Raw genomic sequence first — 25,754 nt, 5'->3', positions numbered from 1 at the left:
GAGTTAGCGCGAAGCCTCCTGGCGTCGTGCGCAAAATGTGGTTTCAGACGTTGATCGAAGAAGGCGGGGCGCGGCTGCGCGCACCGGGGAATACAGCCTGCCGGGCATGGCCCTGGTGCGTTGGCGCAAGCAGGTGGCTGGTGGGGACGATGCTGCCGGCGCTGAGCGGGCTGAGGGTCTGGGGCAGGGCCGGGCAATTGAACAACAGGCTGCAGTAACCGCACTTTTCCCACATCACATGCAGCTGGCCATCGCCGCCGTGGCCGTGATGGGTGTCACCGCCATGCTGATGGGCAGCCGCCATCGGCATGTCCATCGGCATGTTCATGCCCGCGTGGTGGTCCATCGGCATCGACTGGGAAATCAGCGGGCCGATGAAGATCATCCACATGGCGAACAGGCTCAGCCATCCGCCACCGGCGCGCCTGAATTCAGGGCGGGTGGTACGGCCGATGCGGTTGCGCGGCAGGCTCATGGCGAGTGCCTGTCAGCAGGTGTCAGTGTGCGTGTTCGTGGGCTTGCGACTGGTCCGCTGGCGCCTGCTTCTGCACGGCCACTTCGACGGTGATATCGCCGGCCTTTTCGAAGTGCAGGGTCAACGGGAAGCGCTTGCCGTCGCTGAGCAGGCTATTGTCCTTGGGCTGCATCAGCATCACGTGGTACGCGCCGGGGGCAAAGGTCAGGTCCTTGCCGGCAGGCACTACCACGCTGGGCACCTGTTGCATCTTCATGGCGCCGCTGGCGCTCATGGCATGCTCGTGCAGTTGCGCGTCATCGCTGATGGGGCTGTCCACGCTGAGCAGGCGGTCATCGGCCTGGCCATTGTTGTGCACCACGAAATATGCGGCGACGTTGGGCGCGTTGGGTGGCAGTTGCAGCGACCACGGGTGAGCAATATGCAGGTCACCCACGCTGTATTCGTGGGCGTTGGCAAAGGCGCCAGGCAGCAGCAGGGCGGCCATGACGAGGGCGTGCTTGAGCATGGTGAATCTCCGTTTCCGTTCTGGTTCAGGCAGACAGCGTGATGAACTCAGGTTAGCGGAGAGGCACGAGGGTTTAGCCCAGGCCAGAGCTGGCACGGCGTAGGCTGGTACTTGGCAGGTGGCGGCAGCAGCCCGCCGAGCAGTGTCGGCGGGTTGTGCAACTGTGGCGGGTAGCTGGGCAGGGCCAGCAGCGGCACGGCACCGGAGCAGCACCAGCAGTTCATCATGCCGGCGCTGGCATCACTTTGCGGGCCGAGGTCGATCTTGGCCAAGGCCTGGACGTCGACGTTGGCCTTGTTGGCCATGCTGGAACAGAAAGCCCCCCACAGCAGCTGCTCGGCCGGGCCCTTGGGCGCAGCAGAGGACAGCGGCATGGCCAGCAGGTTGAACAGCACTGCAAGGCAGGCTATCCAGGCAATGTGCCGACGTGGGGGCATGGAGAGATCCGGTCAGGAATCGTGGTGGCTATTGTACGGCGGAGTATAGGTAAAAATGCCGGGGTGCGGTGAAGTGACGCAGGGGCCGGGTATCGGGGCTGCGCAGCCGCCCCTGGCATGCTCAAACCTTGCCACGCCCCATCAAGCCACGCACGGTCTCCTGCAGATCCGCGGGTAACACCACCACCTTGGCATTGCTGCTGCCCGCCAGGTTCTCCATCGCGCCCACATAGCGCTCGCCCAGCAGGTACATGGCCGGTACGGTCTCGTTGCCCACCGCTTCCTTCACCAGCGAAATCGCCCGCGCCGATGCCTCGGCCAGGCTGATCTGTGCCTCGGCATCCAGCCTGGCCGCCTGCAGGCGCGCTTCTGCTTCGAGGATTGCTGCCTGCTTGGCCCCTTCGGCACGGGTGACGTCGGCCTTGCGCTCACGCTCGGCCGCGGCCTGGCGTTCCATGGCCAGTTGCATGTTTTCCGAAGGTTTGATGTCTTGAATTTCCACCGAGCGCACGGTCACGCCCCAGTCTTCGGTCTGCTCGGACATTGCATCGCGCAGGCGGGCCTTGATCTGCTCGCGGCTGGACAGCGCCTCGTCGAGGTCCATTGCACCGACGATGGCGCGCAGCGAGGTCATGGTCAGGCTGGTGACGGCGAACGAGAAGTCCTGCACGCCATACGAGGCTTTCTGCGGGTCGACTACCTTGGCGAAACACAGGGCGTTGGCGACGATTACCGCGTTGTCCTTGGTGATGATTTCCTGCTGCTGCACATCGAGGATGATGTCCTTGGTCGGCAGGCGGTAGGCGACCACGTCCATGTAGGGGATGACGATGTTGAGGCCCGGCTTGAGGGTGTTGTTGTAGCGGCCCAGGCGTTCGACGATCCACTCCTCGCCCTGGGGCACGATGCGCACCCCCTTGAACACGGTGATCAGGACGAACAGGGCGATGGCGCCGACGACGATGAGGCTGGTCATGCTGCAAAATTCCTTTTAATGCGGATTCAGGCCCGGATAACACGGGCGGTGTTTCCCTCGATGGCGGTCAGGCGTACTCGCTCGCCGACGGCGATCTGGCTATCGGCGATGCAGGTCCACTCTTCGTTGCCGAGGATCGGCTTCTGGAAGCGTACGCGGCCCTTCTGAAACTCCGACACGGCAGCGGTCAGCAGGCCCACTTCGCCGATCACGCTATCGGCGGTCCAGCGCACATCCGGCTGCTTGCGCCGAAACACTTTGAACCACAGTACAGTGGTGGCCGACGACAGCAGTACCCACAGCAGGGCCTGCATGTCCAGTTGCAGGCTGGGTGCGGCGAGCGAGATAAGCGAGACCAGCACGGCGCCGATGCCGAACCAGAGTATGAAGAACGTTGGCAGGACCAGTTCAAGCAGGATCAGCGCGATGCCGAAGACCAGCCAGATCCACCATTGCATTTCCATATGGGTGAAACCTTCCGAGGGAGGGGCGTTGAGTTTAAGGCAGCAGGGCTGCAACAGGCCACTTGGTTAGTTGGAAGAAAAGTCTGAAATCGTTGTAGGAGCGCCTTTGGGCAGCGAAAAGGCAGCGCCTAAAGGGCGAGCGCTGTTGCCAGCTCCGCCAGTGAGTCGAATGTCCGGTCCACCTCCGGCAGCGTCGGACGTTTCAGGACAAGCACCGGCACGCCAAGCTCCCGCGCCACTTCCAGCTTCGGCTCGGTCGCCACACTGCCGCTGTTCTTGCTGATCAGCACATCGATGTAGCGGCGCTGGAACAACGCCCGCTCATCCTCGATATGGAACGGCCCACGTGCGCCAATCACTTCGCAGCGCTCGTTGCCAGGGCACGCCTCCAGCGCACGCAGGGTCCAGAACTGCTCCGGCGGAATCTCGTCCAGGTGCTGCAGCGGCTCGCGCCCCAGCGTGAACAGTGGCCTGCGGAACGGCTTCAGTGCTTCGATCAACCCTGCCCAGTCCTCGACTTCTCGCCAGTCGTCGCCTGCTTGTGCCTGCCAGGCGGGGCGACGCAAGGCCCAGCACGGGATGCCGGCGTTGCGTGCGGCGCTGGCGGCATTGCGGCTGATTTGCGCGGCATAGGGATGGGTGGCGTCGATCAGCAGGGTGATCCCTGCTTCGCGCAGGTAGCGGGTCAGGCCCTCGACACCGCCATAGCCCCCGACCCGGACCTGGCATTGCAAGCCCTGTGGCACGCGGCCGATACCGGCCAGGCTATAGACGTGTTGAGGCCCGAGCCGGCGGGCCATAGCCAGGGCTTCAGTGACCCCCCCCAGCAACAGGATGCGCGCGGTCATTGCACACCCGCCTGGCCGACGATGCCGCCTTGCCGGTCGATGGCGAACACTTCCACTTGCACCTGCGCCGACACGACGCTACGGGCAAAGGCCAGGGCGTGGGCACACACCGCGTCACCCAAGGCAATGCCGGCCGCATGAGCCAGGGCGAGCGCTTGCTGGCTGGTGTTGGCAGCAATGATGGCGGCCTGTAACGCTTCGTCAGCGCCAATGTCTGCGGCCCAACCGGCCAGTTGCGGCAAGTCGATGCTGGAGTGACGGCTGTGCAGGTCCATGTGCCCGGCGGCCAGTTTGCTGATCTTGCCGAAGCCGCCACACAGGGTCAGGCGTGGCACCGGTACCTTGCGCAGGTGCTTGAGCACCGCACCGACGAAATCGCCCATTTCGATCAGGGCGATTTCCGGCAGACCGTAGACGCGGCGCATGGTGTCTTCGCTGGCATTGCCGGTGCACGCGGCTATGTGTGTGTAGCCGTTGGTGTGGGCCACGTCGATGCCTTGGTGGATCGAGGCAATGTAGGCCGCGCAGGAGAACGGCCGGACGATTCCGCTGGTGCCGAGGATCGACAGCCCGCCGAGGATGCCCAGACGCGGGTTCATGGTTTTCAGGGCCAGTTGCTCGCCACCTTGCACATTGACCGTGACCTCGAAGCCGCCAAGGTAGCCGCACGCGTCGGCCAGGCGTTGCAGGTGCTCACTGATCATGCGCCGAGGTACCGGGTTGATGGCCGGTTCACCCACCGCCAGCACCAGCCCCGGCCGGGTCACCGTGCCCACGCCGCTGCCGGCGACAAAACCAATGCCAGGTTCCGCCAGCAGGCGCACCTGGCTATAGAGCAGGGCACCGTGGGTCACGTCCGGGTCGTCACCCGCATCCTTGAGGGTGCCGGCTTCGGCGTACTCGTCAGTCAGGCGGCAGAACTCCAGGCGCATCTGCACGACCTTGCCTTTGGGCAGGGTGATGTCCACCGCATCGTCACGCTGCCCGGTGAGCAGCAGCTTGGCCGCTGCCAGGCTGGTGGCGGTGGCGCAGCTGCCGGTGGTAAGGCCGCTGCGCAGAGGTGCGGGCTGTTCGCGGGTTTCTTCACGCATCGGCGGGTTTCAATACTTCCAGGAGGGTGATCGGCAGTGCCTGGCGCCAAGTGTCAAACGCACCCAAGGGCTGGGCATGAGCGACATGGATGCGGGTCAGCTCACCACCGTGCTGTTCGCGAAAATGCGCCAGGGCCAGTTCGCTTTGCAGGGTTACGGCGTTGGCCACCAGGCGGCCGCCGGGGCGCAGGCTTGCCCAGCACAGGTCCAGTACACCTTCGCGGGTAACGCCACCTCCGATGAAGATCGCATCCGGTTGCTCCAGGCCTTGCAGCGCCGCTGGCGCCTTGCCGCGAACCAGTTGCAGGCCAGGTACCCCCAACGTATCGCGGTTATGCTCGATCAAACCCTGGCGGCCTTCGTCGGCCTCGATGGCCAGGGCACGGCATGACGGATGGGCGCGCATCCATTCGATGCCGATCGAGCCGCAGCCCGCGCCCACATCCCACAACAGTTCGCCAGGCTGCGGTGCCAGGCGCGCCAGGGTGATGGCGCGGACATCACGCTTGGTCAACTGGCCATCGTGCCGGAATGCGGTGTCTGGCAGCCCGGCCAGCCGGTGCAGGCGGGGCGCATCGGGTGTAGCCAGGCATTCGATGGCTACCAGGTTGAGCGCCGCGATCCCGGTGTGCGGCCAGTCCTGGGCGGTGCCGGCCAGTGCACGTTCGTCCACGCCCCCCAGGTGCTCGAACACCTGCAGGCGGCTTGGGCCGAAGCCTTGCTCGCGCAGCTGCGCGGCAATTGCCGCCGGACTGTCGCCATCGTTGCTCAGCACCAGCAGGCGCATGCCGCTGTGCAAGTGGGCATTGAGCGCTGCCAGGGGGCGGGCCACCAGCGACACCACCTGCAGGTCTTGCAGCGGCCAGCCCAGGCGGGCAGCGGCCAGGGCGCAGGAAGAGGGCATCGACAGCACGCGCATTTCTGCAGGAGGCACCTGGCGCGCCAGGCTGGCGCCGACGCCGTAGAACATGGGGTCGCCGCTGGCCAGCACGCACACCGGCTCGCCACGCAGGCTCAACACCGGGGCCAGCGAGAACGGGCTGGGCCAGGCCAGTTGTTCAGCGGTCACGCAACGTGGCAGCAAGGCCAACTGGCGCGGGCTGCCGAAGACCCGCCCAGCGCCCAGCAGGGCGCGTCGGGCTTGCTTGCCCAGGCCGCTGAAGCCGTCTTCACCGATGCCTACTACCGTCAGCCAGGGTGTCATGTATTTCAATCCGCCATTTTTGGGGCCGCTTCGCGCCCCTTCGCGGGCAAGCCCGCTCCTACAGATACAGTGCAGCATGTGCGGCCTGCAGTGATCCTGTGGGAGCGGGCGAGCCCGCGAAGAAGGCGACGCGGTCCTGAATTTCTACTTAATCGCCGAGGATGCTCGACCACCGGCTTTTCATGCCGCCGGACAAAGCAGGCATAATACCGCGCCTTCTACACTCAAGCGCACTTTCACAGACTGCCGGATGCCCCTTTGACGCAGGCTCATACCCCCCACATATCGCCTCGCCCCTCGGCCTGCCCGGGGTTGTGGCGCATTGTCAGTGCCCGTGATGGCGGTATCTGTCGCATCAAGCTGCCGGGCGGCCTGCTGCTGGCCGAGCAGGCCGAAGCCGTGGCGGCGGCGGCCGAGCGCTTTGCTGGCGGCGTGATCGAGGCTACTAACCGTGGCAACCTGCAGATTCGCGGCATCGGTAACGAGCACCGAGCCCTGGTCGACACCCTGCTCGCTGCCGGCCTGGGCCCACGCGAGGCGGCCGGTGACGATGTGCGCAACCTGATGCTCAGCCCGCTGGCCGGGCATGACCCGGCGATGCTGCTGGATGCCAGGCCGCTGGCCGGGCAGATCCTCGACCTGTTGGAAGGTACCCCGCGCTTTCACCAGTTGTCGGCCAAGTTCGCCGTGCAGCTGGATGCAGGCGAGCGCCTGGCGATGCTCGAACACCCCCATGACCTGTGGCTGTCGCCCCTGCACCTGGAGCAGCAGACCTGGCTGGCGTTTGGCCTGGCAGGTTGCCCGGCAGAGGGCCAGGTGCTCGGTGCGGTGCCGCTGGCGCAGGGCCTGATGCTGGTGCGCGCCGTGCTGGAGCGCTTCCTCGATCTGGCATCCCCGACGCAGGCGCGCATGCGCCAGCTGCTTGAGGTGTACCCGACAGCTGATTTTGTCGCTGGGCTCGGTCTGGACATCCGCCGCGATGCCGCCGTGCTCACATGGCGGCGTGAACAGCACCGCGCCTCGTGGTTGGGCAGGCTGCCCCAGGCGCAGGGTATTGCCCTTGGCGTCGCCCCGCCGCAAGGCCGCCTGACCCCCGCGATGCTGCGCGGTGCCGCACGTATTGCCCGTGAACTGGGCGATGCCAGCATGCGCCTTAGCCCTTGGCAAAGCCTGGTGCTGACCAACCTGCAAGAACAACACCTCGATCAGGCCCTGGCCGAACTGTCTGCGCTGGGGTTGCTGTGCCACGACCGTGAACCTCTGGCGCGTATCAGCGCCTGCACCGGTGCCAGCGGCTGCGCCAAGGCCCTTGCCGAGACCAAGGCCGACGCGGTTGTCCTGGCCGCGCTGCTGGGCCCTGGCGTGCCGGCCAGCGTGCACCTGTCCGGCTGCCCCCGTTCCTGTGCTGTGGCCCATGTTGCCCCGGCCACCCTGCTGGCCCGTTCCCCGGGCCGTTACGACCTGTACCTGCGTGATGCGCGCCAGCCGGGTTTCGGTGCCCTGCGCGCCACCGACCTTACCTTGAATGAAGCAGGCGCCATGCTCGACCTGCCGACGGAGCACCTTGATGATTGACTACATCCGCGATGGTCAGGAGATCTATCGCAATTCTTTCCGGATCATCCGCGAGGAAGCCCGACTCGAGCGGATCCCCGCAGACCTTGAAAAGCTCGCCGTGCGCGTGATCCACGCCTGTGGCATGGTCGACGCCATCGATGGCCTGCAGTTCTCCGAAGGTGCCGGACGGGCCGGGCGCGAGGCGCTGCTCAACGGCGCGCCGATCCTGTGCGATGCGCACATGGTGGCCGAAGGCATCACCCGGGCCCGCCTGCCAGCCGACAACAAAGTCATCTGCACCCTGCGTGACCCGAGCGTGCCGGGCCTGGCCAAAGACGCCGGCAACACCCGCTCCGCCGTAGCCCTGGAACTGTGGCGCCCGCACCTGGAAGGCAGTGTAGTGGTTATCGGCAATGCCCCTACCGCGCTGTTCTACCTGTTGGAAATGCTTGATGCCGGCGCGCCCAAACCGGCGCTGATCCTCGGTTTCCCGGTCGGTTTCGTCGGCGCTGCCGAGTCCAAGGCCATGCTCGCCGCCGACAGCCGTGGCGTGCCGTTCGTGATCATGCAAGGCCGCCTGGGCGGCAGCGCGATGGCCGCTGCGGCGGTCAACGCCCTGGCCACGGAGGTGGAATGATGGCCCTGCGCGGACGGCTGCTTGGCCTGGGCGTGGGCCCTGGCGATCCTGAACTGATTACCCTCAAGGCCCTGCGCCTGTTGCGTGAGGCGCCGGTGGTCGGCTACTTCGTGGCCAAGGGCAAGCGTGGCAATGCCTTCGGCATTATCGAGGCGCACCTGCAGCCCGAGCAGACCTTGCTGCCGCTGGTTTACCCGGTCACCACCGAAGTGCTGCCGGCGCCGCTGTCCTATGAGCAAGTGATCAGCGACTTCTACGACGAGGCCAGCGTGCAGGTGGCCGAGCACCTGGATGCCGGCCGCGACGTGGCGGTGATTTGCGAAGGCGACCCGTTCTTCTATGGCTCCTACATGTACTTGCATGACCGCCTGGCGCAGCGCTACGAGGCAGAAGTGATTCCCGGTGTCTGCTCGATGCTCGGTGGCGCTTCGGTGCTGGGGGCGCCGCTGGTGTACCGCAACCAGAGCCTGTCGGTGTTGTCTGGTGTGTTGCCCGCCGAAGAGCTCAAGCGCCGCCTGGCCGACGCCGATGCAGCGGTAATCATGAAACTTGGGCGCAACTTCCCCAAGGTGCGCGAAGTACTGGCCGAACTGGGGCTGGATCGGCGTGCGTTGTATGTGGAGCGGGCGACCATGGCCAACCAGAAGATCGTGCCGCTGGACCAGGTCGACCCGCAGTCGTCGCCCTACTTCTCGCTGATTATCGTGCCGGGGGAAAAATGGCAGGGCTGAACATGCACAAGGCACCGGCCATCGTCATTCTCGGCCCGGGCAGCCTTGCGACAGCGCAGCGTATCCAGGCCTGTTATCCACAGGCCACGATCCATGGCCTTGAGGGGCGTGTCGAGGGTGCGGACCAGTCGTACGCGTCCTTCGGCGATACCCTGCGCGGGTTGTACCAGCAAGACACGCCGATCATCGCGTTGTGCGCCGCGGGTATCGTCATCCGCAGCCTCGCCAGCCTGCTCAGCGAGAAGGGCAGCGAGCCGCCAGTACTGGCCGTGGCCGAGGATGGTAGCGCGGTAGTGCCGTTGCTCGGAGGCCTCGGCGGAGTGAACGTGATGGCGCGTGAAATCGCTGACGCACTGGGCGTTTCCGCGGCCATTACCACCAGTGGCGAGCTGCGCTTCGGTACTTGCCTGCTGAATCCGCCGCGGGGCTATGCATTGGCCGACATCGAGCAAGGCAAACGCTTTGTATCCGACCTGCTGGCGGGTGAGTCTGTGCGTATCGAAGGTAACGCTCCGTGGCTGCAACTGGCGCAGTTGCCTGCTAGCGAAGCGGCGCAGCGCACTATCCATGTGGGGCATCAGGCGCGCCCGGCCAACCGCGACGAGCTGCTGATCCACCCGCGCCTGGTGGTGGTGGGCGTTGCAGGTGGCAATCTGCACAGCATTCGCGCAGCACTGCAGCAGGCCGGCATCGCCGAGCCCTCGGTAGCCTGCGTGCTGGCAGACGAGCGAACCATGGCCGACAGCGCGTTGCACGAAGCTGCGCAGGCTCTGGGTGTCCCTTTGCGCTTCGCCACCCGCCCAGGCGATGTGGCCAGCATGGTCGCTGCGGCGGTGCCCGATAGTGAGTTGATAGCGCTTGGAGAAGTCGTGGTCGCGGTGGCGCCTGCCCCGGTCGACGTAGCGCAGATCGGCCGCCGCCGCGGTCGCCTGGCGGTCATCGGTCTTGGCCCAGGTGCGGCGGAACTGATGGTGCCGGCGGTCAAGGCCGAACTTGCGCAGGCCGAAGATGTGCTCGGTTACGAAACCTACGTGCGTATGGCTGGCCCGTTCCGCGGCGACCAGGTGCTGCACTGCACCGACAACCGCGAAGAGATGCAGCGCGCCCGACATGCCTTCGAACTGGCGGCTCAAGGCCGTTCGGTGGTGGTGGTGTCTTCGGGTGACCCGGGCGTTTTCGCCATGGCTGCTGCGGTGCTCGAAGCGCTGCACGAATCCAGTGACCCCGCCTGGCATCGCGTCGACCTGCAGATCCTGCCGGGGGTTTCAGCCTCGCTGGCAACCGCCGCCCAGGCAGGGGCACCGCTGGGGCATGACTTCTGTGTCATGTCGCTGTCGGACAACCTCAAGCCCTGGTCCATCATTGAAAGACGCCTGGACTTGGCTGCCCAGGCCGACCTGGTGCTGGCCTTCTACAACCCGATCTCCAAGGCCAGGCCGCACCAGCTCGGTGTGGCCCTGGAGATAGTGCGCCGACACCGTGACGGGAACACGCCTGTAGTCCTGGGTCGTGACATCGGTAGGCCGGGGCAGACGCTGAAGGTAGTCACCCTGGCCGAACTGCTGCCAGAAATGGTCGACATGCGCACCATGGTGCTGGTTGGATCCTCCACTACCTGCACCTTCGACCGCGCAGCTGGGGGGCTCTGGGTCTATACCCCACGCTGGTATGGCGCAAAGCCGTAAGCGGCGGCAGCCCGGGCAGATGAGGAACTGCTTCGTGGCAGATTGATGGAAAGGTCACCGGTAGGTTTGCGGCTGGAGCCATTTGGCTTCAACCGTACCCTTCCTGGAGACCTTCCCATGACGACCGATAAAGAAAAGCTTCAGCTTCAGGTTCTGCCGGACAAGAATCTGTTCGTGTTCCCCGACCAAATGGGGGAGCAAAACCGCGATGCTGCAAAGGCCTGTCATGCCCTGGCAACGCAAGGTGCCAACAGGCAGCATGACCCCATCCGTGAAACACAGCTTTGGTTCAAGCACTACATCTACCTGATGTCCAAGATGGGCTGGGCGCCGACCAATGTCGATGTACAGCAGATTACTGAACGCAATATGCACCTTGAGATCAGCAACCTGCTAGGCAAGGGCTTGCAGGCAGCATATGGCGTTTTCACTGGCGATGTGGCAACCGCCCTGGACAATCTTGGCAAAACGGTTGTTTCAGCCTTGGCCGCCAGTACCAAAAACGTCGAGTTGCTCGATCGCAAGTCGGTGGAGGATGACCGAACCGAGCTGAGTCTGGTCAAGTGCGAGCAAACTGGCCAAGGTCAGGTGGCGATGCTGGTCAGTGCGATCCAGACCGACGCCAAGCCTGACAAGTCTGCCAACTATCTTTTGGCCAAGTGGGAAAGTAGCGGCACCTCCAATTTTGCCTGTGGTGCGGTGTTGAATTTCGATAAGCGCCAATACGACAAAGTTCGCGCCATTGTAGAAACCAAACTTGACGACAATGCCCTGCAGGTCCTGCTGGCACTGGAACTCTGACTATGAAGTTGGCCTGTCGACATGGCGTCGACAGGCCTGGAGGGCATACTGATGCACGCCAATTACACTTTGTGGTTGAACGGCAACAGCCTGGTATTGATCGACAACTCCGTCAGTGCTTCACGAGTAGAAGCACTGTTGGATGTTCAACTGGCAGCCTACCTGACCGCTAACAAGGGGCACGCCCTTCAGGACGCTGGGTGGCACAAGGAATATCTGCGAATTCAGGGTAACTTCGGCTGCACTGTCGCGACCTTGCATTCCAGCGCTGTGCCTGCTGCACCCGCAGTGGCCTGTGAGCCGTGGAAGATACTGCGGAGCAGTCTCTTGGCAGGTGTGCCCAGCGCCCTGCAGGGGTCGGTAGCCAAATGCCTCGACGCCTATTCCGCCCAACCAGACGGTGGCATAGAACAGTTGTTATGGGCGGAATGTGTTCGGTCCCCGGACGATAAAGGCATGAGCCATGTACGTATGGAGTTGCGCCTGATACTGGCCAATTCAGACGTCCTCAGCACTGAGTTGGGCTTTAGCACAGCAGAGAACCTGGCGACGGATTGGCTGTGGCAGCCGCTGAATCTTGCAAGTGCCCATGCCACTCAGCAGTTCGATGCCAGTTATTTCACCCATGAAAAGGTGATCAGTTCGATAAGTGCAGGCTTGCATGACTCTATCAAGGTCAAGCAATTGCAGTACCGCAGCCAGGTAAAACTTGCGACATCATCAGGAGTCGACGATGAGTGAATTCAATCTAAATGCCGCCAGTGGCAAACTCGTACACAGCAGCCTGCTGTCATTCTTGCCAGGTGTTAGCCGCGAAGCCCGTGACGATATCCTGTTGGCCAATGCGTTTGCCCAGCAAGTTGCCTGGGGGGACTATAACGAAGGCCTGGAGCCGGACTGGTTCAGGAACTACTGGCGTAACCTCGCGTTTCTGGGCTTTGATGGCAAGCTCGCGCCTACTGCGACTCGACCGGGGCCGGACAGGTCCAGCCTTGCCGAGCAGGCTCTTGCCCAGGTTCGTCAGAAAGGCTCCGCCGGTCATTATCAATCTGCCCAGTCGTCGCTTCAGGCACTGCGTAATCACAGCCAGACCTTGACCGCGTTTGAATCCCGGGCAGTCTCGAAAGCTGTTGGACGTTTTCAGTTGCTGCCTTGCTCTCAGCAGTCGAGCGGCTTCATCGACATGGTGTTGGTCCACATGGAAATGTCGATGAAAAAGACCTCCAAGGACTTCCTGTTCATGCAGTTGAGCAGTGAAGTAAAAATCCTGGACATGCGTGTCGAAGTGATCCACTTCAACTTGCAGGGGTTCCGCGAGGACTACCGCAAGCGGGCCCAGGCCAGTGTCGACAAGCAAAATGGCAAGGCTATCCTTGAGCTGAAATTGTAGGCGCCCGGCTTGGAAAGCTCAGGGCAGCAGGTAACCGCGAATCCCGGTAAAGATGATCTGTGCTGCCAGGGCACAGACGAATAGCCCCATCAGGCGGCTGACGATTTGCAAACCCTGGTCACCGAGCAGGCGCTCGATACCGTGCGATAGATACAGCACCAGGCCTACGGTAAAGCTGGCCAGGGCAATGCTGACGATGGCCAGCAGTTTTTCATCCCAGTGCGGCTGGCTTACCCCCATCACCAACAGCGCACCGATGGTGCCGGGGCCAACCGTCAGCGGAATGGTCAGCGGTACGATGGTCACATCCTGCTGCACGTTGTCGGCCTGTACCGCCGGCTTGCCCTGGGCCATGCCCAGGGCTGAAATGAACAGCACGCTGCCGGCACCAATGCGGAAGGCATCGGCGGTGATGCCGAAAATACCGAAGATCGCCCGCCCGAACAGGTACAGCATCACGCTGGCGACCAAGGCTGCGAACGCGACCTTCCAGGCCAGTTGCTTGCGCTCCTTGCTGGAGTGGCCACGGGTCAGGCTGATGAAACACGACAGCACGAAAAACGGGCTGTAGAGCACGAGCATTTTCAAGTAGACGCTGAACAACTCATGGAGCATGAGCAGTGTTCCTTGGGGTTTATGCCGGCGCGGCCTTGTGTCGCGAGGCCGCTCCTGCAAGAGCATTGGATATCGGTCAGGACGTATGTGCCGGGTCCGCCTTGACTTCCCGTTGATTGGCCCAGTATTGAATCAGCTCGCGCAACTGCGACAACTCCACCGGCTTGGCCATGTGCCCGTCCATGCCCGCCAGCCGCGCGCGTTCCTTGTGTTCGGCCAGTATGTGCGCAGTCAGTGCAACCACCGGCGTGCGCTGGCGCTGGTTTTCAGCTTCCCAGGCCCGCAACTGCTGGGTGGCCGAAAAACCGTCCAGTATCGGCATCTCGCAGTCCATCAACACCAGGTCATAATGCTGCGTTTTCATTGCCTGCAAGGCCTCTTCGCCATTGCAGGCAGTATCGGGCCTGAGGTTGAGCTTGCCGAGCATGCTGCGGATCACCTTGGTCGAGATGCTGTTGTCTTCGGCGACCAGCACGCGGAAATCGCCTGGCAGGTCAAGCGCCTGAGGGATGCCCGGCAGGCTGGCAGGCATCGCCTGTTCCCGGCCGCGCTGGGCCAGCTCTTCGGCCAGGGTGGTCTTCAACGTGTAGCCGGCCACCGGCTTGGCCAGTATTCGCTTGACCCCGGCGTTGCGCGCGATGACTTTACTCGGCGCATTGCTGATGCCGGTGAGCATCACCACCAGAATGTCGTGGTTCAGGCTCGGGTCTTCCTTGATCTTGGCGGCCAGCTGCATGCCGGTCATGCCGGGCATGTTCTGGTCCAGCAGGACCGCGTCGAAGTAGTCGCGCAGGTGCGCCTTGGTGCGCAAAAGGGCCAGGGCCTCCTTGCCCGACGGCACCGCGCTGACGTTCATGCCCCAGGCGCTGCACTGCTGTACAAGCACCTTGCGGCACGTATCGTTGTCGTCGACCACCAGCACGCGGGCATCGCGCAGCGGGCTGTCGAGGTCCGCCGGTGGCTGTTCCAGGCGTGAAGGGTCCAGCGGTAAGGTCAGCCACAGAGTGTTGCCCATGCCGGTGCTGCTCTTGATGCCGAACTCACCCTGCATCAGGCCAATCAACTGTTTGGCGATGACCAGCCCCAGGTGGCCGCCCAGCTTGTTGCTGGAAAGGAAGTGGTGGCTGTGCAGCTCGGCCTGCAACAAGGCTTCACGGTCGGCAGCGGGCAACGGTTCGCCGCTGTCCTGCACGGCGATACGCAGGCGTGGCACCTCGCCGCGTTGATCCAGCGCCACCACCAGCAGGATCTCGCCCTGATCGGTGTTTTTCAGGGCGTTTTCCAGCAGGCTCGACAAGGCCTGGCGCAGGCGCGTCGGGTCTCCGCTGATGACCCGCGGTACTTGTGGCTGGGTGAAGCTGATCAGCTCGATGTTCTGTTGCTCGGCCTTGGCGCGGAAGATGTTAAGGCAATCCTCGATGAGCGCGTTAAGGTCGAACTGCACATCATCCAGCTCGATCTGCCGGGATTCCAGCTTGGAAATGTCCAGAATTTCGTTGATCAGCGTCAGCAGCTCGTTGCCGGCGCTGTGGATGGTCTGTACATAATCACGCTGCTTCACCGACAGCGGTGTGCCCAGCAGCAGTTCAGTCATGCCTAGCACACCGTTCATTGGCGTGCGGATTTCGTGGCTGATCTTGGCCAGAAACTCGGCTTTGGCGTTGATTTCCGCATCGCTGGCGGCCAGCGCACGGCTGGCGCTGAAACGCTCCTCGCTTATACGCCGCAGCCGTTCACTGACTGCCAGATTGAGCAGCAGGCCACTGACCACGGTCAGGCCCAGCAGGATGCACAGCAGCCAGGGTGTCGAGGTACGTGTCAGGCCCAGCAGGGCTGGCAGCAGTACCAGGCCTCCGAGGTTGAACACCACCATGGCCAGGCTGAACAGGCGCCCGGGTGCATAGCCCTTGTACCAGTGGTAGCTGCTGACCAGCAGCATGCTCACGCTGCCCAGCGCCATCAGGGCGTAGGTCATCAGGTTCAGTGGCAAGGTATCGACGAACAGCAGCACCAGGCCACTGAGCCCGACAATCAACATCTCGCCCTGCAGCAAACGATTCAGCCGTGGCGAATTGCACGGCGAAAAGAAATGTTGGGTGAAATACAGCCCTGACAGGCCGGCCAGGACCAGTGTCAGGTAGGCGGCAGGCGTTTGCGCACTGTGCCACAAATGCCACCAGGGGCCGCTGAGGTTCAGCAGGATCAGGCCGCTGAGCAGCATCAGGCCGTGGTACAGCGCCAGGATAAGGGTGGTGCTGGAGCGGTGTAGAGGAAGCGGATCAGGTTGTGCATGATCAGCATGATCAGGCCGCCGAACAGCATACCGAACAGCAGCGGCTGGCGTTGGTCCGAGGCCGCTTTGGCCGCAGGCTCCAGGCTGATGGCCGGCCGCAGCTGGTGCTCTGAGACCAGGCGCAGGTAGATGTCCAGCGGTTGCCTGCTGTTGGGCAGGGGCAATACGTGGTCGCTGCCGCGCAGGGTCGGGCTGGCATTGCCGGCCTGGCGCCCGTGGTGCAGTTGACGCAGAAGTTGCTCGCCTTCGAGGGCGTAGAGGTCCAGGCCAGAAAGGTCCGGGGCAAATACCCGTAGCAGTTGCTCCTGGTCACCTGGAGGCAGACGATAGTGCAACCACAGGGCCTGCCCAGCCGGGGCAGCATCAATGTCGGCGAGAGGCAGTGGGCTGAACTGGTTGCGATAGCGCTCGGAGCGCACATCGCTCAGTTGCAGGTTGGCCTGTTCGTCGAGCAGAACAGTCCAGCCACCGTCATGTTCGGCCGCAGCCGGAAACATGCAGAGCAGGGTCAGCAAGCTGACGATCAGAGCTGAGGCAATCCGAAGCCGACGCACTACGAAATCCCTTCTTGGCCGATGTGCCGGGTACCCACTATGCGCGGCGCGCCAAGTCGAAGGCAAGGCCCATGCAGGGCCCTGTCGACGAGCCGGATGCCGCAAGCTGAATCAGCTACGGCAAACCGGTAGTACTTACTGCTGGTGCTCACCGCGCTCGCGGGCGATGGCCCGATAGCCAATGTCGGAACGGTAGAAGCTGCCGTTCCAGCTGACTTCCTTGGCCAGGCGATAAGCCTGCTGCTGCGCGTCGGCAACGGTGCTGCCCATGGCGGTGGCACACAGCACACGCCCGCCGTTGGTGGTTACCTTGCCATCCTTGAGCGCAGTACCGGCATGGAATACCTTGCCTTCGATCTTGGCGGCAGCGTCCAGGCCGTTGATCACGTCGCCCTTGGCGTAATCGCCCGGGTAACCGCCAGCTGCCAGGACCACGCCCAGGCTCGGGCGCGGGTCCCACTGTGCTTCGACCTTGTCCAGGGCCTTGGCGAATGCAGCTTCCACCAGCAGTACCAGGCTCGACTCCAGGCGCAGCATGACCGGCTGGGTTTCCGGGTCGCCGAAGCGGCAGTTGAACTCGATGACCTTGGGGTTGCCCGCCTTGTCGATCATCAGGCCGGCGTAGAGGAAGCCGGTGTAGACGTTACCTTCCTCGGCCATGCCGCGCACGGTTGGCCAGATCACCTGGTCCATCACGCGCTGGTGCACGTCGGCGGTAACGACCGGGGCAGGAGAGTAGGCGCCCATACCGCCCGTGTTCGGGCCGGTGTCCTGGTCGCCGACGCGCTTGTGGTCCTGGCTGGTGGCCATGGGCAGCACATTGTGGCCGTCGACCATGACGATGAAGCTGGCTTCCTCGCCGTCGAGGAACTCTTCGATCACGACGCGCGAACCGGCTTCACCGAAGGCGTTACCTGCCAGCATGTCACGCACGGCGGCTTCTGCTTCTTCCAGCGTCATGGCGACGATCACGCCCTTGCCTGCCGCCAGGCCGTCGGCCTTGATCACGATTGGCGCGCCTTTTTCCTGCAGGTAGGCCAGCGCGGGCTCGATCTCGGTGAAATTCTGGTAGTCGGCGGTCGGGATCTTGTGACGCGCGAGGAAGTCCTTGGTGAAGGCCTTGGAGCCTTCCAGCTGGGCCGCGCCCTTGGTTGGGCCGAAGCAGTCCAGGCCACGGCTGCGGAACAGGTCGACCACGCCGATAACCAGCGGTGCTTCCGGGCCGACAATGGTCAGGTCGACGTTTTTCTCGGCGAAGTCGGCCAATTGGTCCAGGGCGCACACGTCGATGGCGACGTTCTCGCACTTGGCTTCAATGGCGGTACCGGCGTTGCCGGGGGCAACGAAGACTTTCTCGACGCGTGGGTCCTGGGCGACTTTCCAGGCCAGGGCGTGCTCACGGCCGCCGCTGCCGATGATCAAAACTTTCATGTCAAAACCTCGATTCAGGTGATCCCGGGGCTTGCGCCGAACACTGTGGGAGCGGGCTTGCCCGCGAATGCGGCGGTGAACCCACCATCGTATTCGCGGGCAAGCCCGCTCCCACAGGATTTCGACTCGCCTCGGGATCCGCGTAATTAGTGGCGGAAGTGGCGCATGCCGGTGAAGACCATCGCGATGCCGGCTTCGTCGGCAGCCGCGATGACTTCAGCATCACGCATCGAACCACCCGGCTGGATCACGGCGCTGATACCCACTTTAGCTGCGTTGTCGATGCCGTCACGGAACGGGAAGAATGCATCCGACGCCATGACCGCGCCCTGCACCTGCAGGCCAGCGTGCTCGGCCTTGATTGCAGCAATGCGGGCGGAGTTGACGCGGCTCATCTGGCCGGCGCCGACGCCGATGGTCTGGCGCTGCTTGGCATAGACAATGGCGTTGGACTTGACGAACTTGGCCACTTTCCAGGCGAATACCAGGTCGTGGATCTCTTGCTCGGTTGGAGCACGCTTGGTGACGATCTTCAGGTCATCGGCGGTGATCATGCCGATATCGCGGCTTTGCACCAGCAGGCCACCGTTGACGCGCTTGAAGTCCCAACCGGCAGCGCGCTCTGCTGGCCACTCACCGCACTCCAGCAGACGTACGTTCTGCTTGGCAGCCACCACGTCGCGAGCGGCCTGGGAGATTTTCGGAGCGATGATCACTTCGACGAACTGGCGGTCGACAATGGCCTTGGCGGTTTCGCCGTCCAGTTCACGGTTGAATGCGATGATGCCGCCGAACGCCGATTCGGTGTCGGTCGCGTAGGCCAGGTCGTAGGCCTTGCGAATGCCGCCCTCGTCTTCCGGAACGACCGCCACGCCGCACGGGTTGGCGTGCTTGACGATGACGCAGGCCGGCTTGACGAAACTCTTTACGCATTCCAGCGCGGCGTCAGTGTCGGCCACGTTGTTGAATGACAGTTCCTTGCCTTGCAGCTGGACAGCGGTGGAAATGCTGGCTTCGCCTTTCTTGGCTTCTACATAGAACGCCGCGCTCTGGTGCGGGTTCTCGCCGTAGCGCATTTCCTGCGCCTTGACGAACTGGCTGTTGAAGGTGCGCGGGAATTCGCTGCGCGCCTCAGTGCTCAGGGTGTCCTTGGCCTGGTCGATGGTGCCCATGTAGTTGGCGATCATGCCGTCGTAGGCGGCAGTGTGCTCGAACGCCTTGAGCATCAGATCGAAGCGCTGGGCATAGGTCAGGCCACCGGCCTTGAGGCCTTCGACGATGCCGGCGTAGTCGCTGGCATTGACCACGATGGCCACGTCCTTGTGGTTCTTGGCTGCCGAACGGACCATGGTCGGGCCGCCGATGTCGATGTTCTCGATAGCGGTCGGCAGGTCACAGCCAGGCTTGGAAATGGTGGCTTCGAAGGGGTACAGGTTGACCGCAACCAGGTCGATCGGCTTGATGCCGTGCTCGTTCATGATGGCGTCGTCGGTACCACGACGGCCGAGGATCCCGCCGTGGATCTTCGGGTGCAGGGTCTTGACCCGGCCATCCATCATTTCGGCGAAGCCGGTGTAGTCGGCCACTTCCACCGCGTTTACGCCGTTGTCCTTGAGCAGCTTGTAGGTGCCGCCGGTGGACAGGATCTCGACACCGAGCTGCTGCAGCTCACGGGCGAATTCGAGGATACCGGTCTTGTCGGAGACGCTGATCAGGGCGCGGCGGACTGGCAGGCGGGTAGTCTGGTCGGTCATTTCGGGTTCCAATAACGCGGTGGAGTCAGCAAAAAAGGCGTCTCTGTTCAGGGAGTCGCCTTTTCTGGGTGGGATTCTGGCTTACAACAAGTCGTACTGCTTGAGCTTCTTGCGCAGGGTGCCTCGGTTCAGCCCGAGCATCTCGCTGGCCTTGGTCTGGTTGCCCTTCACGTAGTTCATCACGCTTTCGAGCAGGGGCGCCTCGACTTCGGAGAGCACCAGGTTGTACACGTCCGTCACGGTCGCGCCTTCCAGGTGGGCGAAGTAGTTGTGCAGCGCCTTCTCGACGCTGTCGCGAAGGGTCTGGCCCTCTTCGCTCGGCGTGTTGAGGTGCTGTTTCAGGTTGGCGTTGTCGCTCACGGGCGTTGTTCCACTCACAAATGTCTCGGTCATCATCGTCATGCGGCCACCCCTTGTCCGTCCTCTGTCTCAAGGCTCTGTCGACGTTCGCTGAAAAACGCGCGAACGTTGGCGCACTGCGCTTGTGTGTCTTCCAAAGCGTTGAACCGGGCGCGAAACTCCTTGCCACCGGGTCGTGTTGCCAGGTACCAGCCAACGTGCTTGCGGGCGATACGTACGCCCATCACATCGCCATAGAAGGCATGCAGCGCGGCCAGGTGCTCCAGCAGGATGCGTTCCACTTCGTCCAGTTGCGGCGCTGGCAGGTGTTCACCAGTGCGCAGGTAATGCTCGATCTCGCGAAAGATCCATGGCCGCCCCTGGGCAGCCCGGCCAATCAACAGGCCATCGACCCCGGTGGTTTCCAGCACCGCCCGGGCCTTTTCTGGCGAGGTGATATCGCCGTTGGCAAAAACCGGGATTGACACCGCCTGCTTGATGGCAGCGATGGTGTCGTATTCGGCTTCGCCGGTGTACAGGTCGGCACGTGTGCGGCCATGCACCGCTAGCGCCTGGATGCCAGCCTGTTCAGCGATCTTCGCCACGTTCAGGCCGTTCTTGTTCGCCCGGTCCCAGCCGGTGCGGATTTTCAGGGTCACCGGTACGTCCACGGCGCTGACCACGGCGTGGAGGATCTCGCTGACCAAGGCTTCATCTCTCAATAAAGCAGAGCCTGCGGCCTTGTTGCAGACTTTTTTTGCCGGGCAGCCCATGTTGATATCGATGATCTGGGCACCTGCCTCGACGTTGGCCTTTGCCGCCGCTGCCATCATCTGCGCATCACCGCCGGCGATCTGCACCGAGCGGGGCTCGGGATCACCTTCATGGATGCGGCGCAGGCTCGACTTGCGGCTGTTCCACAGGCTCATGTCGCTGCTTACCATCTCCGACACCACCATACCGGCGCCCATGCGCTGGCAAAGAGTACGGAAAGGCTGATCCGTCACCCCGGCCATGGGCGCGAGGATCAGGTTGTTACGTAGTGTGTATTGGCCGATGCGTACCGCCGACATAGGTGATCCCTGTTGTGGGGCCGAATCTTGGAGTTCGAAAAAGGGTTGGCATGATACCCGCTCTCGATGACTGGATAAAGATGGATTTGGATAAAATCTGAACAGTTGTCGGCTTATGCCTTTGCGCTTCAAGCAGCACGCGACAAGACAAAAAACGGCCGCAATTTGGGCGTCTTGTCTTGTGGCTTGCTGCTGGCCGCTTGTCGCTTACTCCGGCGAACGAAAGCTCAGGCTGTAATTCACCGCCTTCGGCCCTGGGTCGAGGATGTCCAGGGCAATGTGGATCGGCGTCTGACTGGGCATTTCGCCACGCCCTGCCAGTTCGCCCGACAGGTACTCGCTGGGCTTGAAGCGGCGGCTGGCGATCAGTTGGCCATTGAGGTCGGCGAAGCGCAGCTCCAGCAACGGAAACGGCTGGGCGAAAGGCGCGCGGTTGTAGATGATCGCGTCGACGATCAGGGCGCCCTTGAAGTCCGGGTGGCTACGCACCACCAGATTGCTGCTCTTGATTCGTGCAATATCGACGCGGGTGGGTACCTGGCAACCGACCATTGGGCAGATCTGCTGGAAAATCGGCCGATACTGGTCCTGGCGGGCCATTTCGTCGAAGTGGAACCACACATACTGGAACGCCAGCAGGCCGGCAGCCAGCAGGGTCAGCACGCCCCACAGCAGGCGCTTGCCCCAATTGGGCGCGGGTTTTTCCCAGCCCAGTTGCAGCGGATCGTCGACTACGTCGACCAGCGGCTCCTTGCGCGAGGGGCGCTCGGGTTTGCCGGCAAGGCCTGGTTCCAGGCGGTCTCCGGGTAGCGGCTCGACTGGCTCGTCGTCATGCGCCGTGAGGCTCAGCGCCACTGGCTCTTCGTCGCGGGCGCTCAGGCCTTTTTCCGGGGTTTCGTCCTCGCTGACGCGCAGCGGCTCGCTGAATGCAGGCGGGTCATCGCGTTTGGCCGCTCGGTGCTCGGGCGGCTCGCCATCGATGTCCAGGTCAAGGTTGCTGCCCAGGGTCGGCTCGGTGCGCTCGCCGGGCGCAGGCTCCAGGTCCAGATCCTGGGGGACCGGCTCCAGCAGTACTGGGCCAGGCTCTGCAGGCTCCTGCGCAGGGTAGGGCTCTTCGGTCGCCGTGCCGAAAAGGTCTTCTGCGTGCTCGTCCGGGTGAAGTTCGTCGCGCCGAGCCTGCAACTGGTCATCCTGGCTGGCCGGGCGTGTCGGGGCCGGTTGGCCGCGACGCTCCAGGCGCTCCAGTTCCTTGTCGAGGTCGAGCTCGTCCAGCGCTTGGGCGGTAAGCGCCCAATCCTGGTCAGAGGGGCTACCGCGTGGACTGATGGCAGGCTCAGGCGCAGGCTCGGCAGGCGTTGCAGGTGCCGGCGCGGTTACCGCGGGTGCGCTGCTGGGAGCGGTGCGGTTCTGCTCCAGCAACTGCTTGGCGGCGTTGAATACCTGCAGGCAGTGACCGCAGCGCACCACACCGCGGGCCACGCTCAACTGGTGGTGGGTGACGCGAAAGCTGGTCTGGCAATGCGGGCACTGGGTGACGAAACTGTCGGTCATGCGGCGATCCGGGATCTGTGCAGAAAAGTATTCAAGGCCCGCTTAGCGACGCCGACCACTGATGCGCACCCAGCCGTCGCGCACGACGATCGGGTCCAGTTCAAAGTCGGCGGCGTAAGCGGCGGCCACGTCTTCACCTTGCTCGGCGAGGATGCCCGACAGCGCCAGCAGGCCACCTGGGCGAACCAGGCCAGACAACTGTGGCGCCAGCGACACCAGCGGGCCGGCGAGGATGTTGGCAACCAGCACGTCGGCCTGCATTGCCGGCATGTGCTCGGGCAAGTGCAGCGCCAGTTTCTCATCGGCAATGCCGTTGCGCTGGGCGTTGTCGCGCGAAGCCTCGATGGCCTGCACGTCGATGTCGGTGCCTACCGCTTCGCGGGCGCCCAGCAGCAACGCCGCGATGGCCAGGATGCCCGAACCGCAGCCAAAGTCCAGCACCTGTGTGCCTTCAAGCTGCTGGCCGTCTAGCCATTCCAGGCACAGGGCCGTGGTGGGGTGGGTGCCGGTGCCAAAGGCCAGGCCCGGGTCGAGCAGCAGGTTCACGGCGTCCTTTTCCGGGGCATCGTGCCAGCTGGGCACGATCCACAGGCGGCGGCCGAAGCGCATCGGCTGGAAGTTGTCCATCCAGCTGCGTTCCCAGTCCTGGTCCTCGATCACCTCGGCCTGGTGTTCGGGCAACTCGGCGCCGGTCAACAGGCGCAGGTGGGCGAACACCTGTTCAGGGTCGGCATCGGCCTCGAACAGCGCCAGCAGGTGGGTGTGCGACCACAGCGGGGTGGTATTGAGGTCTGGTTCGAAGATCGGTTGATCTTCGGCATCCATGAACGTGACCGAGACGGCGCCTACTTCAAGCAGCGCATCTTCATAGGTTTCGGCTTGTTCCGGGCTGATGGCCAGGCGTACTTGCAGCCAGGGCATGGCGGGCACCTTTGATAAATCGACAGGGGCAGCCCTAGGCTGCGCGAAGGCTGGCAGTTTACGCGAGTGCGGTGGATTTGTGGATCGGGGGCTGCACAGCAGCCCCCGGGCAGGTATCAGACAAAACAGAGCGACAGTGATTCGGCAATATAAGCAGGCTTCTCTTCACCTTCGATCTCCAGCGTGGCAATCGCCTTGAGTAGCCACTGCCCCGGTTTTTTCTCCATCACCTCGCCCAGCTTCACCTTCAGCCGAACGCGGCTGTCGACCTTGACCGGCTGAATGAAGCGCACGCTGTCCAGGCCGTAGTTCACCACCATCTTCAACCCTTGCGGCAGGACGAGGATGTCCTCGATCAGCTTTGGGATCAGCGACAAGGTCAGGAAACCATGGGCGATCGTGCCGCCAAACGGGGTTTTTGCCGCCTTCTCAGGGTCGACATGGATGAACTGGAAGTCGCCGGTCGCCTCGGCGAACAGGTTGATGCGCTGCTGGTCGATCTTCAACCACTCAGAGTGGCCCAGCTCCTTGCCAACGTACTGCGAAAGCTCTGTAACCGGTACATAGGGCATCGCGGACTCTCCGGGTTGTCAATTGGTACGAAAGTACAAGATCAGCACGGCTAACCGTTTCAGTCAAGTTGCCCGCTTTTCGGCGAATATCGGTCTGAACCTGTGCGTGCTTATAATGACGGCCATGCCCGAGGGAGATGCTTATGCTGTTGCGTGGTTTGACCTGGCTGGTGTTGTTCCAGTTGCTGGGGACGGCGATCAATCACCTGTTTGTGCCGTTTTTGCCTGGGCCGATCATCGGCCTGTTGTTGTTGCTGTGCTTCCTCATGGCCCGCGGTGAGGTTGGCACGCCGCTGAACGAGGCCGCCAGCAGTTTGCTGCGCTATCTGCCGCTGTTGCTGGTGCCGCCGGCAGTGGGGGTGATGGTATATGCCAAGGATATTGCCGCCGACTTCTGGGCGATTGCCGGGGCCTTGCTGATTTCCTGCCTGATGACCCTGGTGTTCGTCGGTGTGCTGATGCAAAAGCTCATCCAGCGCCAGGGCAAGCGTGAGGAGCAGCCATGATGCTCGACTGGCAGGGCGCACTCGATGCGGTCATACATCACCCATTGTTCGGTATCGGCATCACGCTGGGGGCCTATCAGGTAGTGCTGGCGGCCTACGAGAAAACCCGCTGGATCTTCTTGCAGCCTGTACTGGTATCGATGCTGCTGGTGATCGGCGTGTTGCTGCTGTGCGGTATCGATTACAGCGAGTACCGCAAAAGCACTGAAATCATGAACATTCTCCTGGGGCCCGCCACCGTGGCCCTGGCTGTGCCGCTCTATCTCAACCTGCGGCGTATTCGCCAGCTGTTCTGGCCTACATTTACTACGCTGGTAGTCGGAGGCCTGTTCGCCACGCTCTGCTGCCTGGTGCTGGGCTGGTGGTTCGGTGCCGAGCACATGATCCTGATGACCATGGCGCCGAAGTCCGTCACTTCGCCGATCGCCATGCTGGTGGCCGAGCAGATTGGCGGCGTGGCGGCCCTGGCGGCAGTGTTCGTGTTGATTACCGGGGTGATCGGGGCGATCTTCGGCCCGGCGTTGCTGAGCCGCTTTGGCGTGCACAGCCCAGAGGCACGCGGCATGTCCCTGGGCGTGACCGCACATGCAGTGGGCACTTCGGTGGCCCTGCAGGAAAGTGACGAATGCGGCGCCTTTGCCGCGCTGGCGATGAGCCTGATGGGGGTGGCTACAGCGGTGTTCCTGCCGCTGGCGGTCAGCCTGGTGGCTTGAGGAGTTGTGATGACGCTACCGCTGTTTCCGCTCAATACCGTGCTGTTTCCTGGCTGCTTTCTCGATTTGCAGATTTTCGAGGCGCGCTACCTGGACATGATCGGGCGCTGCATGAAGCAGGGCGAAGGTTTTGGTGTGGTGTGCATCCTTGAGGGCGAACAAGTCGGCAAGGCGCCGCCGGTGGTCGCCTCGATCGGCTGTGAAGCGATGATCCGCGACTTCGTGCAGCAGGATAACGGCTTGCTGGGTATTCGTGTCGAGGGCGTGCGGCGCTTCAATCTGGAAAGCTCCGAGGTGCAGAAGGACCAGCTGCTGGTGGGGCAGGTGCAATGGCTGCCGGAGCAGGCAGACAGCCCGTTGCTCGAGGCCGATGACGACCTGCTGGCGCTGCTGGTGGCCCTGGGTGAGCACCCCATGGTCGAAGCGCTGGGCATGCCGCGCCCGGTGGACGGGCGTCAGGCGCTGGCCAATCAGCTGGCGTACCTGTTGCCGTTCATGGAGGAGGACAAGCTGGACCTGCTGACCCTCGATTCGCCCCAGCAGCGACTGGGGGAAATCCAGAAGCTGCTGGAACGGATTCAGGGTGAACTGTTTGCCTGATGACCCTGTGCTGCGAAGAAGCCGGCAG

The 25,754-nt window shown here is 63.2% G+C and carries 26 protein-coding genes and 1 pseudogene; 10 read left to right on the top strand and 17 right to left on the bottom strand.

The window, feature by feature from the left end; translation table 11 throughout:
* Positions 1-43: 43 nt before the first annotated feature.
* From GST84_23490 to cbiE, 8 genes are all read right to left on the bottom strand, one after another.
* A complete protein-coding gene (locus tag GST84_23490; protein XGB15140.1) occupies positions 44-475 on the bottom strand; it encodes a DUF2946 domain-containing protein in 432 nt (143 codons plus the stop codon).
* A 22-nt stretch (positions 476-497) separates the two neighbouring features.
* The gene (locus GST84_23485; GenBank protein ID XGB15139.1) at positions 498-983 is read right to left on the bottom strand and encodes a copper chaperone PCu(A)C; all 486 of its coding nucleotides are present in this window, start codon (positions 981-983) and stop codon (positions 498-500) included.
* 47 nt (positions 984-1,030) lie between these two features.
* A complete protein-coding gene (locus GST84_23480; protein XGB15138.1) occupies positions 1,031-1,420 on the bottom strand; it encodes a DUF2946 domain-containing protein in 390 nt (129 codons plus the stop codon).
* Positions 1,421-1,541: 121 nt separating this feature from the next.
* The gene (locus GST84_23475) at positions 1,542-2,396 is read right to left on the bottom strand and encodes a hypothetical protein (protein ID XGB15137.1); all 855 of its coding nucleotides are present in this window, start codon (positions 2,394-2,396) and stop codon (positions 1,542-1,544) included.
* 26 nt (positions 2,397-2,422) lie between these two features.
* Positions 2,423-2,860, bottom strand: coding sequence for an NfeD family protein (locus GST84_23470; protein XGB15136.1), 438 nt, complete (start codon positions 2,858-2,860; stop codon positions 2,423-2,425).
* 128 nt (positions 2,861-2,988) lie between these two features.
* Positions 2,989-3,708 carry a cobalt-precorrin-6A reductase gene (locus GST84_23465; protein XGB15135.1) on the bottom strand — a complete coding sequence of 240 codons (720 nt, stop codon included), beginning with the start codon at positions 3,706-3,708 and terminating at the stop codon, positions 2,989-2,991.
* Positions 3,705-4,799, bottom strand: a complete 1,095-nt coding sequence (locus tag GST84_23460; GenBank protein XGB15134.1) for a cobalt-precorrin-5B (C(1))-methyltransferase — start codon at positions 4,797-4,799, stop codon at positions 3,705-3,707. Before GST84_23460 ends, GST84_23465 begins: the two co-directional genes overlap by 4 nt.
* Complete coding sequence (gene cbiE / locus GST84_23455) at positions 4,792-6,003, bottom strand: precorrin-6y C5,15-methyltransferase (decarboxylating) subunit CbiE (protein ID XGB15133.1); 1,212 nt, start codon at positions 6,001-6,003, stop codon at positions 4,792-4,794. Before cbiE ends, GST84_23460 begins: the two co-directional genes overlap by 8 nt.
* A gap of 243 nt (positions 6,004-6,246) precedes the next feature.
* Here cbiE and cobG point away from each other — a divergent pair, with 243 nt between their 5' ends.
* The 7 genes from cobG (at position 6,247) to GST84_23420 (ending at position 12,804) form a co-directional block, all read left to right on the top strand.
* Positions 6,247-7,578, top strand: coding sequence for a precorrin-3B synthase (gene cobG / locus GST84_23450; GenBank protein XGB15828.1), 1,332 nt, complete (start codon positions 6,247-6,249; stop codon positions 7,576-7,578).
* Entirely contained in the window at positions 7,571-8,197 is a 627-nt protein-coding gene (locus GST84_23445) for a precorrin-8X methylmutase (GenBank protein ID XGB15132.1), read from the top strand. Before cobG ends, GST84_23445 begins: the two co-directional genes overlap by 8 nt.
* Positions 8,197-8,928 (top strand): precorrin-2 C(20)-methyltransferase, encoded by a 732-nt coding sequence (locus GST84_23440; GenBank protein ID XGB15827.1) that lies wholly within the window; start codon positions 8,197-8,199, stop codon positions 8,926-8,928. Before GST84_23445 ends, GST84_23440 begins: the two co-directional genes overlap by 1 nt.
* Entirely contained in the window at positions 8,916-10,613 is a 1,698-nt protein-coding gene (cobJ, locus tag GST84_23435; protein XGB15131.1) for a precorrin-3B C(17)-methyltransferase, read from the top strand. The genes GST84_23440 and cobJ overlap by 13 nt, the downstream gene beginning before the upstream one ends.
* A gap of 117 nt (positions 10,614-10,730) precedes the next feature.
* Positions 10,731-11,414: a hypothetical protein gene (locus GST84_23430; protein XGB15130.1), complete on the top strand. Its 684-nt coding sequence runs from the start codon at positions 10,731-10,733 to the stop codon at positions 11,412-11,414.
* Between the two features lie 51 nt (positions 11,415-11,465).
* Positions 11,466-12,155: a hypothetical protein gene (locus GST84_23425; GenBank protein ID XGB15129.1), complete on the top strand. Its 690-nt coding sequence runs from the start codon at positions 11,466-11,468 to the stop codon at positions 12,153-12,155.
* Positions 12,148-12,804, top strand: a complete 657-nt coding sequence (locus tag GST84_23420; GenBank protein ID XGB15128.1) for a hypothetical protein — start codon at positions 12,148-12,150, stop codon at positions 12,802-12,804. Before GST84_23425 ends, GST84_23420 begins: the two co-directional genes overlap by 8 nt.
* Before the next feature lie 18 nt (positions 12,805-12,822).
* On the opposite strand, the gene GST84_23415 is transcribed toward GST84_23420, so the two are convergent.
* From GST84_23415 to GST84_23375, 9 genes and pseudogenes are all read right to left on the bottom strand, one after another.
* Positions 12,823-13,419, bottom strand: coding sequence for an NAAT family transporter (locus GST84_23415; GenBank protein ID XGB15127.1), 597 nt, complete (start codon positions 13,417-13,419; stop codon positions 12,823-12,825).
* Positions 13,420-13,495: 76 nt separating this feature from the next.
* Positions 13,496-16,266: pseudogene (locus GST84_23410) on the bottom strand (response regulator).
* A gap of 135 nt (positions 16,267-16,401) precedes the next feature.
* Positions 16,402-17,697 carry a phosphoribosylamine--glycine ligase gene (gene purD / locus GST84_23405; GenBank protein XGB15126.1) on the bottom strand — a complete coding sequence of 432 codons (1,296 nt, stop codon included), beginning with the start codon at positions 17,695-17,697 and terminating at the stop codon, positions 16,402-16,404.
* Positions 17,698-17,843: 146 nt separating this feature from the next.
* Positions 17,844-19,451 (bottom strand): bifunctional phosphoribosylaminoimidazolecarboxamide formyltransferase/IMP cyclohydrolase, encoded by a 1,608-nt coding sequence (purH, locus tag GST84_23400; protein ID XGB15125.1) that lies wholly within the window; start codon positions 19,449-19,451, stop codon positions 17,844-17,846.
* Between the two features lie 81 nt (positions 19,452-19,532).
* Positions 19,533-19,853 carry a DNA-binding transcriptional regulator Fis gene (gene fis, locus GST84_23395; GenBank protein ID XGB15124.1) on the bottom strand — a complete coding sequence of 107 codons (321 nt, stop codon included), beginning with the start codon at positions 19,851-19,853 and terminating at the stop codon, positions 19,533-19,535.
* Positions 19,850-20,863: a tRNA dihydrouridine synthase DusB gene (gene dusB, locus GST84_23390; GenBank protein XGB15123.1), complete on the bottom strand. Its 1,014-nt coding sequence runs from the start codon at positions 20,861-20,863 to the stop codon at positions 19,850-19,852. The genes fis and dusB overlap by 4 nt, the downstream gene beginning before the upstream one ends.
* Before the next feature lie 207 nt (positions 20,864-21,070).
* On the bottom strand, positions 21,071-22,414 hold the full coding sequence (locus GST84_23385; protein ID XGB15122.1) for a DUF3426 domain-containing protein: 1,344 nt from the start codon (positions 22,412-22,414) through the stop codon (positions 21,071-21,073).
* Between the two features lie 42 nt (positions 22,415-22,456).
* On the bottom strand, positions 22,457-23,335 hold the full coding sequence (gene prmA / locus GST84_23380; GenBank protein ID XGB15121.1) for a 50S ribosomal protein L11 methyltransferase: 879 nt from the start codon (positions 23,333-23,335) through the stop codon (positions 22,457-22,459).
* A 116-nt stretch (positions 23,336-23,451) separates the two neighbouring features.
* The gene (locus tag GST84_23375) at positions 23,452-23,907 is read right to left on the bottom strand and encodes a MaoC family dehydratase (GenBank protein ID XGB15120.1); all 456 of its coding nucleotides are present in this window, start codon (positions 23,905-23,907) and stop codon (positions 23,452-23,454) included.
* 143 nt (positions 23,908-24,050) lie between these two features.
* Between GST84_23375 and GST84_23370 the strand changes: the two genes are divergently transcribed.
* The 3 genes from GST84_23370 to GST84_23360 are packed head-to-tail and all read left to right on the top strand — an operon-like array spanning position 24,051 to position 25,726.
* The gene (locus GST84_23370; protein ID XGB15119.1) at positions 24,051-24,413 is read left to right on the top strand and encodes a CidA/LrgA family protein; all 363 of its coding nucleotides are present in this window, start codon (positions 24,051-24,053) and stop codon (positions 24,411-24,413) included.
* Positions 24,410-25,126: an LrgB family protein gene (locus tag GST84_23365; protein XGB15118.1), complete on the top strand. Its 717-nt coding sequence runs from the start codon at positions 24,410-24,412 to the stop codon at positions 25,124-25,126. Before GST84_23370 ends, GST84_23365 begins: the two co-directional genes overlap by 4 nt.
* Positions 25,127-25,135: 9 nt before the next feature.
* The gene (locus GST84_23360) at positions 25,136-25,726 is read left to right on the top strand and encodes an ATP-dependent protease (GenBank protein ID XGB15117.1); all 591 of its coding nucleotides are present in this window, start codon (positions 25,136-25,138) and stop codon (positions 25,724-25,726) included.
* The last annotated feature ends 28 nt before the right edge of the window (positions 25,727-25,754 follow it).

Source organism: Pseudomonas putida (genome assembly GCA_041879295.1).
Classification (GTDB): domain Bacteria; phylum Pseudomonadota; class Gammaproteobacteria; order Pseudomonadales; family Pseudomonadaceae; genus Aquipseudomonas; species Aquipseudomonas putida_Y.
This window is presented reverse-complemented; position numbering and strand designations above follow the sequence as displayed.

What these genes read in the sequence shown, in the direction of transcription:
- GST84_23470 (XGB15136.1), bottom strand. Translation starts at nt 2,860, where the DNA reads ATGGAAATGCAATGGTGGATCTGGCTGGTCTTCGGCATCGCGCTGATC.
- GST84_23375 (XGB15120.1), bottom strand. Translation starts at nt 23,907, where the DNA reads ATGCCCTATGTACCGGTTACAGAGCTTTCGCAGTACGTTGGCAAGGAG.
- purD (XGB15126.1), bottom strand. Translation starts at nt 17,697, where the DNA reads ATGAAAGTTTTGATCATCGGCAGCGGCGGCCGTGAGCACGCCCTGGCC.
- GST84_23415 (XGB15127.1), bottom strand. Translation starts at nt 13,419, where the DNA reads ATGCTCCATGAGTTGTTCAGCGTCTACTTGAAAATGCTCGTGCTCTAC.
- GST84_23360 (XGB15117.1), top strand. Translation starts at nt 25,136, where the DNA reads ATGACGCTACCGCTGTTTCCGCTCAATACCGTGCTGTTTCCTGGCTGC.
- cbiE (XGB15133.1), bottom strand. Translation starts at nt 6,003, where the DNA reads ATGACACCCTGGCTGACGGTAGTAGGCATCGGTGAAGACGGCTTCAGC.
- purH (XGB15125.1), bottom strand. Translation starts at nt 19,451, where the DNA reads ATGACCGACCAGACTACCCGCCTGCCAGTCCGCCGCGCCCTGATCAGC.
- GST84_23465 (XGB15135.1), bottom strand. Translation starts at nt 3,708, where the DNA reads ATGACCGCGCGCATCCTGTTGCTGGGGGGGGTCACTGAAGCCCTGGCT.
- GST84_23485 (XGB15139.1), bottom strand. Translation starts at nt 983, where the DNA reads ATGCTCAAGCACGCCCTCGTCATGGCCGCCCTGCTGCTGCCTGGCGCC.
- GST84_23475 (XGB15137.1), bottom strand. Translation starts at nt 2,396, where the DNA reads ATGACCAGCCTCATCGTCGTCGGCGCCATCGCCCTGTTCGTCCTGATC.
- GST84_23480 (XGB15138.1), bottom strand. Translation starts at nt 1,420, where the DNA reads ATGCCCCCACGTCGGCACATTGCCTGGATAGCCTGCCTTGCAGTGCTG.
- GST84_23440 (XGB15827.1), top strand. Translation starts at nt 8,197, where the DNA reads ATGGCCCTGCGCGGACGGCTGCTTGGCCTGGGCGTGGGCCCTGGCGAT.
- GST84_23490 (XGB15140.1), bottom strand. Translation starts at nt 475, where the DNA reads ATGAGCCTGCCGCGCAACCGCATCGGCCGTACCACCCGCCCTGAATTC.
- GST84_23425 (XGB15129.1), top strand. Translation starts at nt 11,466, where the DNA reads ATGCACGCCAATTACACTTTGTGGTTGAACGGCAACAGCCTGGTATTG.
- GST84_23365 (XGB15118.1), top strand. Translation starts at nt 24,410, where the DNA reads ATGATGCTCGACTGGCAGGGCGCACTCGATGCGGTCATACATCACCCA.
- fis (XGB15124.1), bottom strand. Translation starts at nt 19,853, where the DNA reads ATGACGATGATGACCGAGACATTTGTGAGTGGAACAACGCCCGTGAGC.
- cobJ (XGB15131.1), top strand. Translation starts at nt 8,916, where the DNA reads ATGGCAGGGCTGAACATGCACAAGGCACCGGCCATCGTCATTCTCGGC.
- prmA (XGB15121.1), bottom strand. Translation starts at nt 23,335, where the DNA reads ATGCCCTGGCTGCAAGTACGCCTGGCCATCAGCCCGGAACAAGCCGAA.
- GST84_23370 (XGB15119.1), top strand. Translation starts at nt 24,051, where the DNA reads ATGCTGTTGCGTGGTTTGACCTGGCTGGTGTTGTTCCAGTTGCTGGGG.
- GST84_23445 (XGB15132.1), top strand. Translation starts at nt 7,571, where the DNA reads ATGATTGACTACATCCGCGATGGTCAGGAGATCTATCGCAATTCTTTC.
- GST84_23420 (XGB15128.1), top strand. Translation starts at nt 12,148, where the DNA reads ATGAGTGAATTCAATCTAAATGCCGCCAGTGGCAAACTCGTACACAGC.
- GST84_23430 (XGB15130.1), top strand. Translation starts at nt 10,731, where the DNA reads ATGACGACCGATAAAGAAAAGCTTCAGCTTCAGGTTCTGCCGGACAAG.
- GST84_23385 (XGB15122.1), bottom strand. Translation starts at nt 22,414, where the DNA reads ATGACCGACAGTTTCGTCACCCAGTGCCCGCATTGCCAGACCAGCTTT.
- dusB (XGB15123.1), bottom strand. Translation starts at nt 20,863, where the DNA reads ATGTCGGCGGTACGCATCGGCCAATACACACTACGTAACAACCTGATC.
- GST84_23460 (XGB15134.1), bottom strand. Translation starts at nt 4,799, where the DNA reads ATGCGTGAAGAAACCCGCGAACAGCCCGCACCTCTGCGCAGCGGCCTT.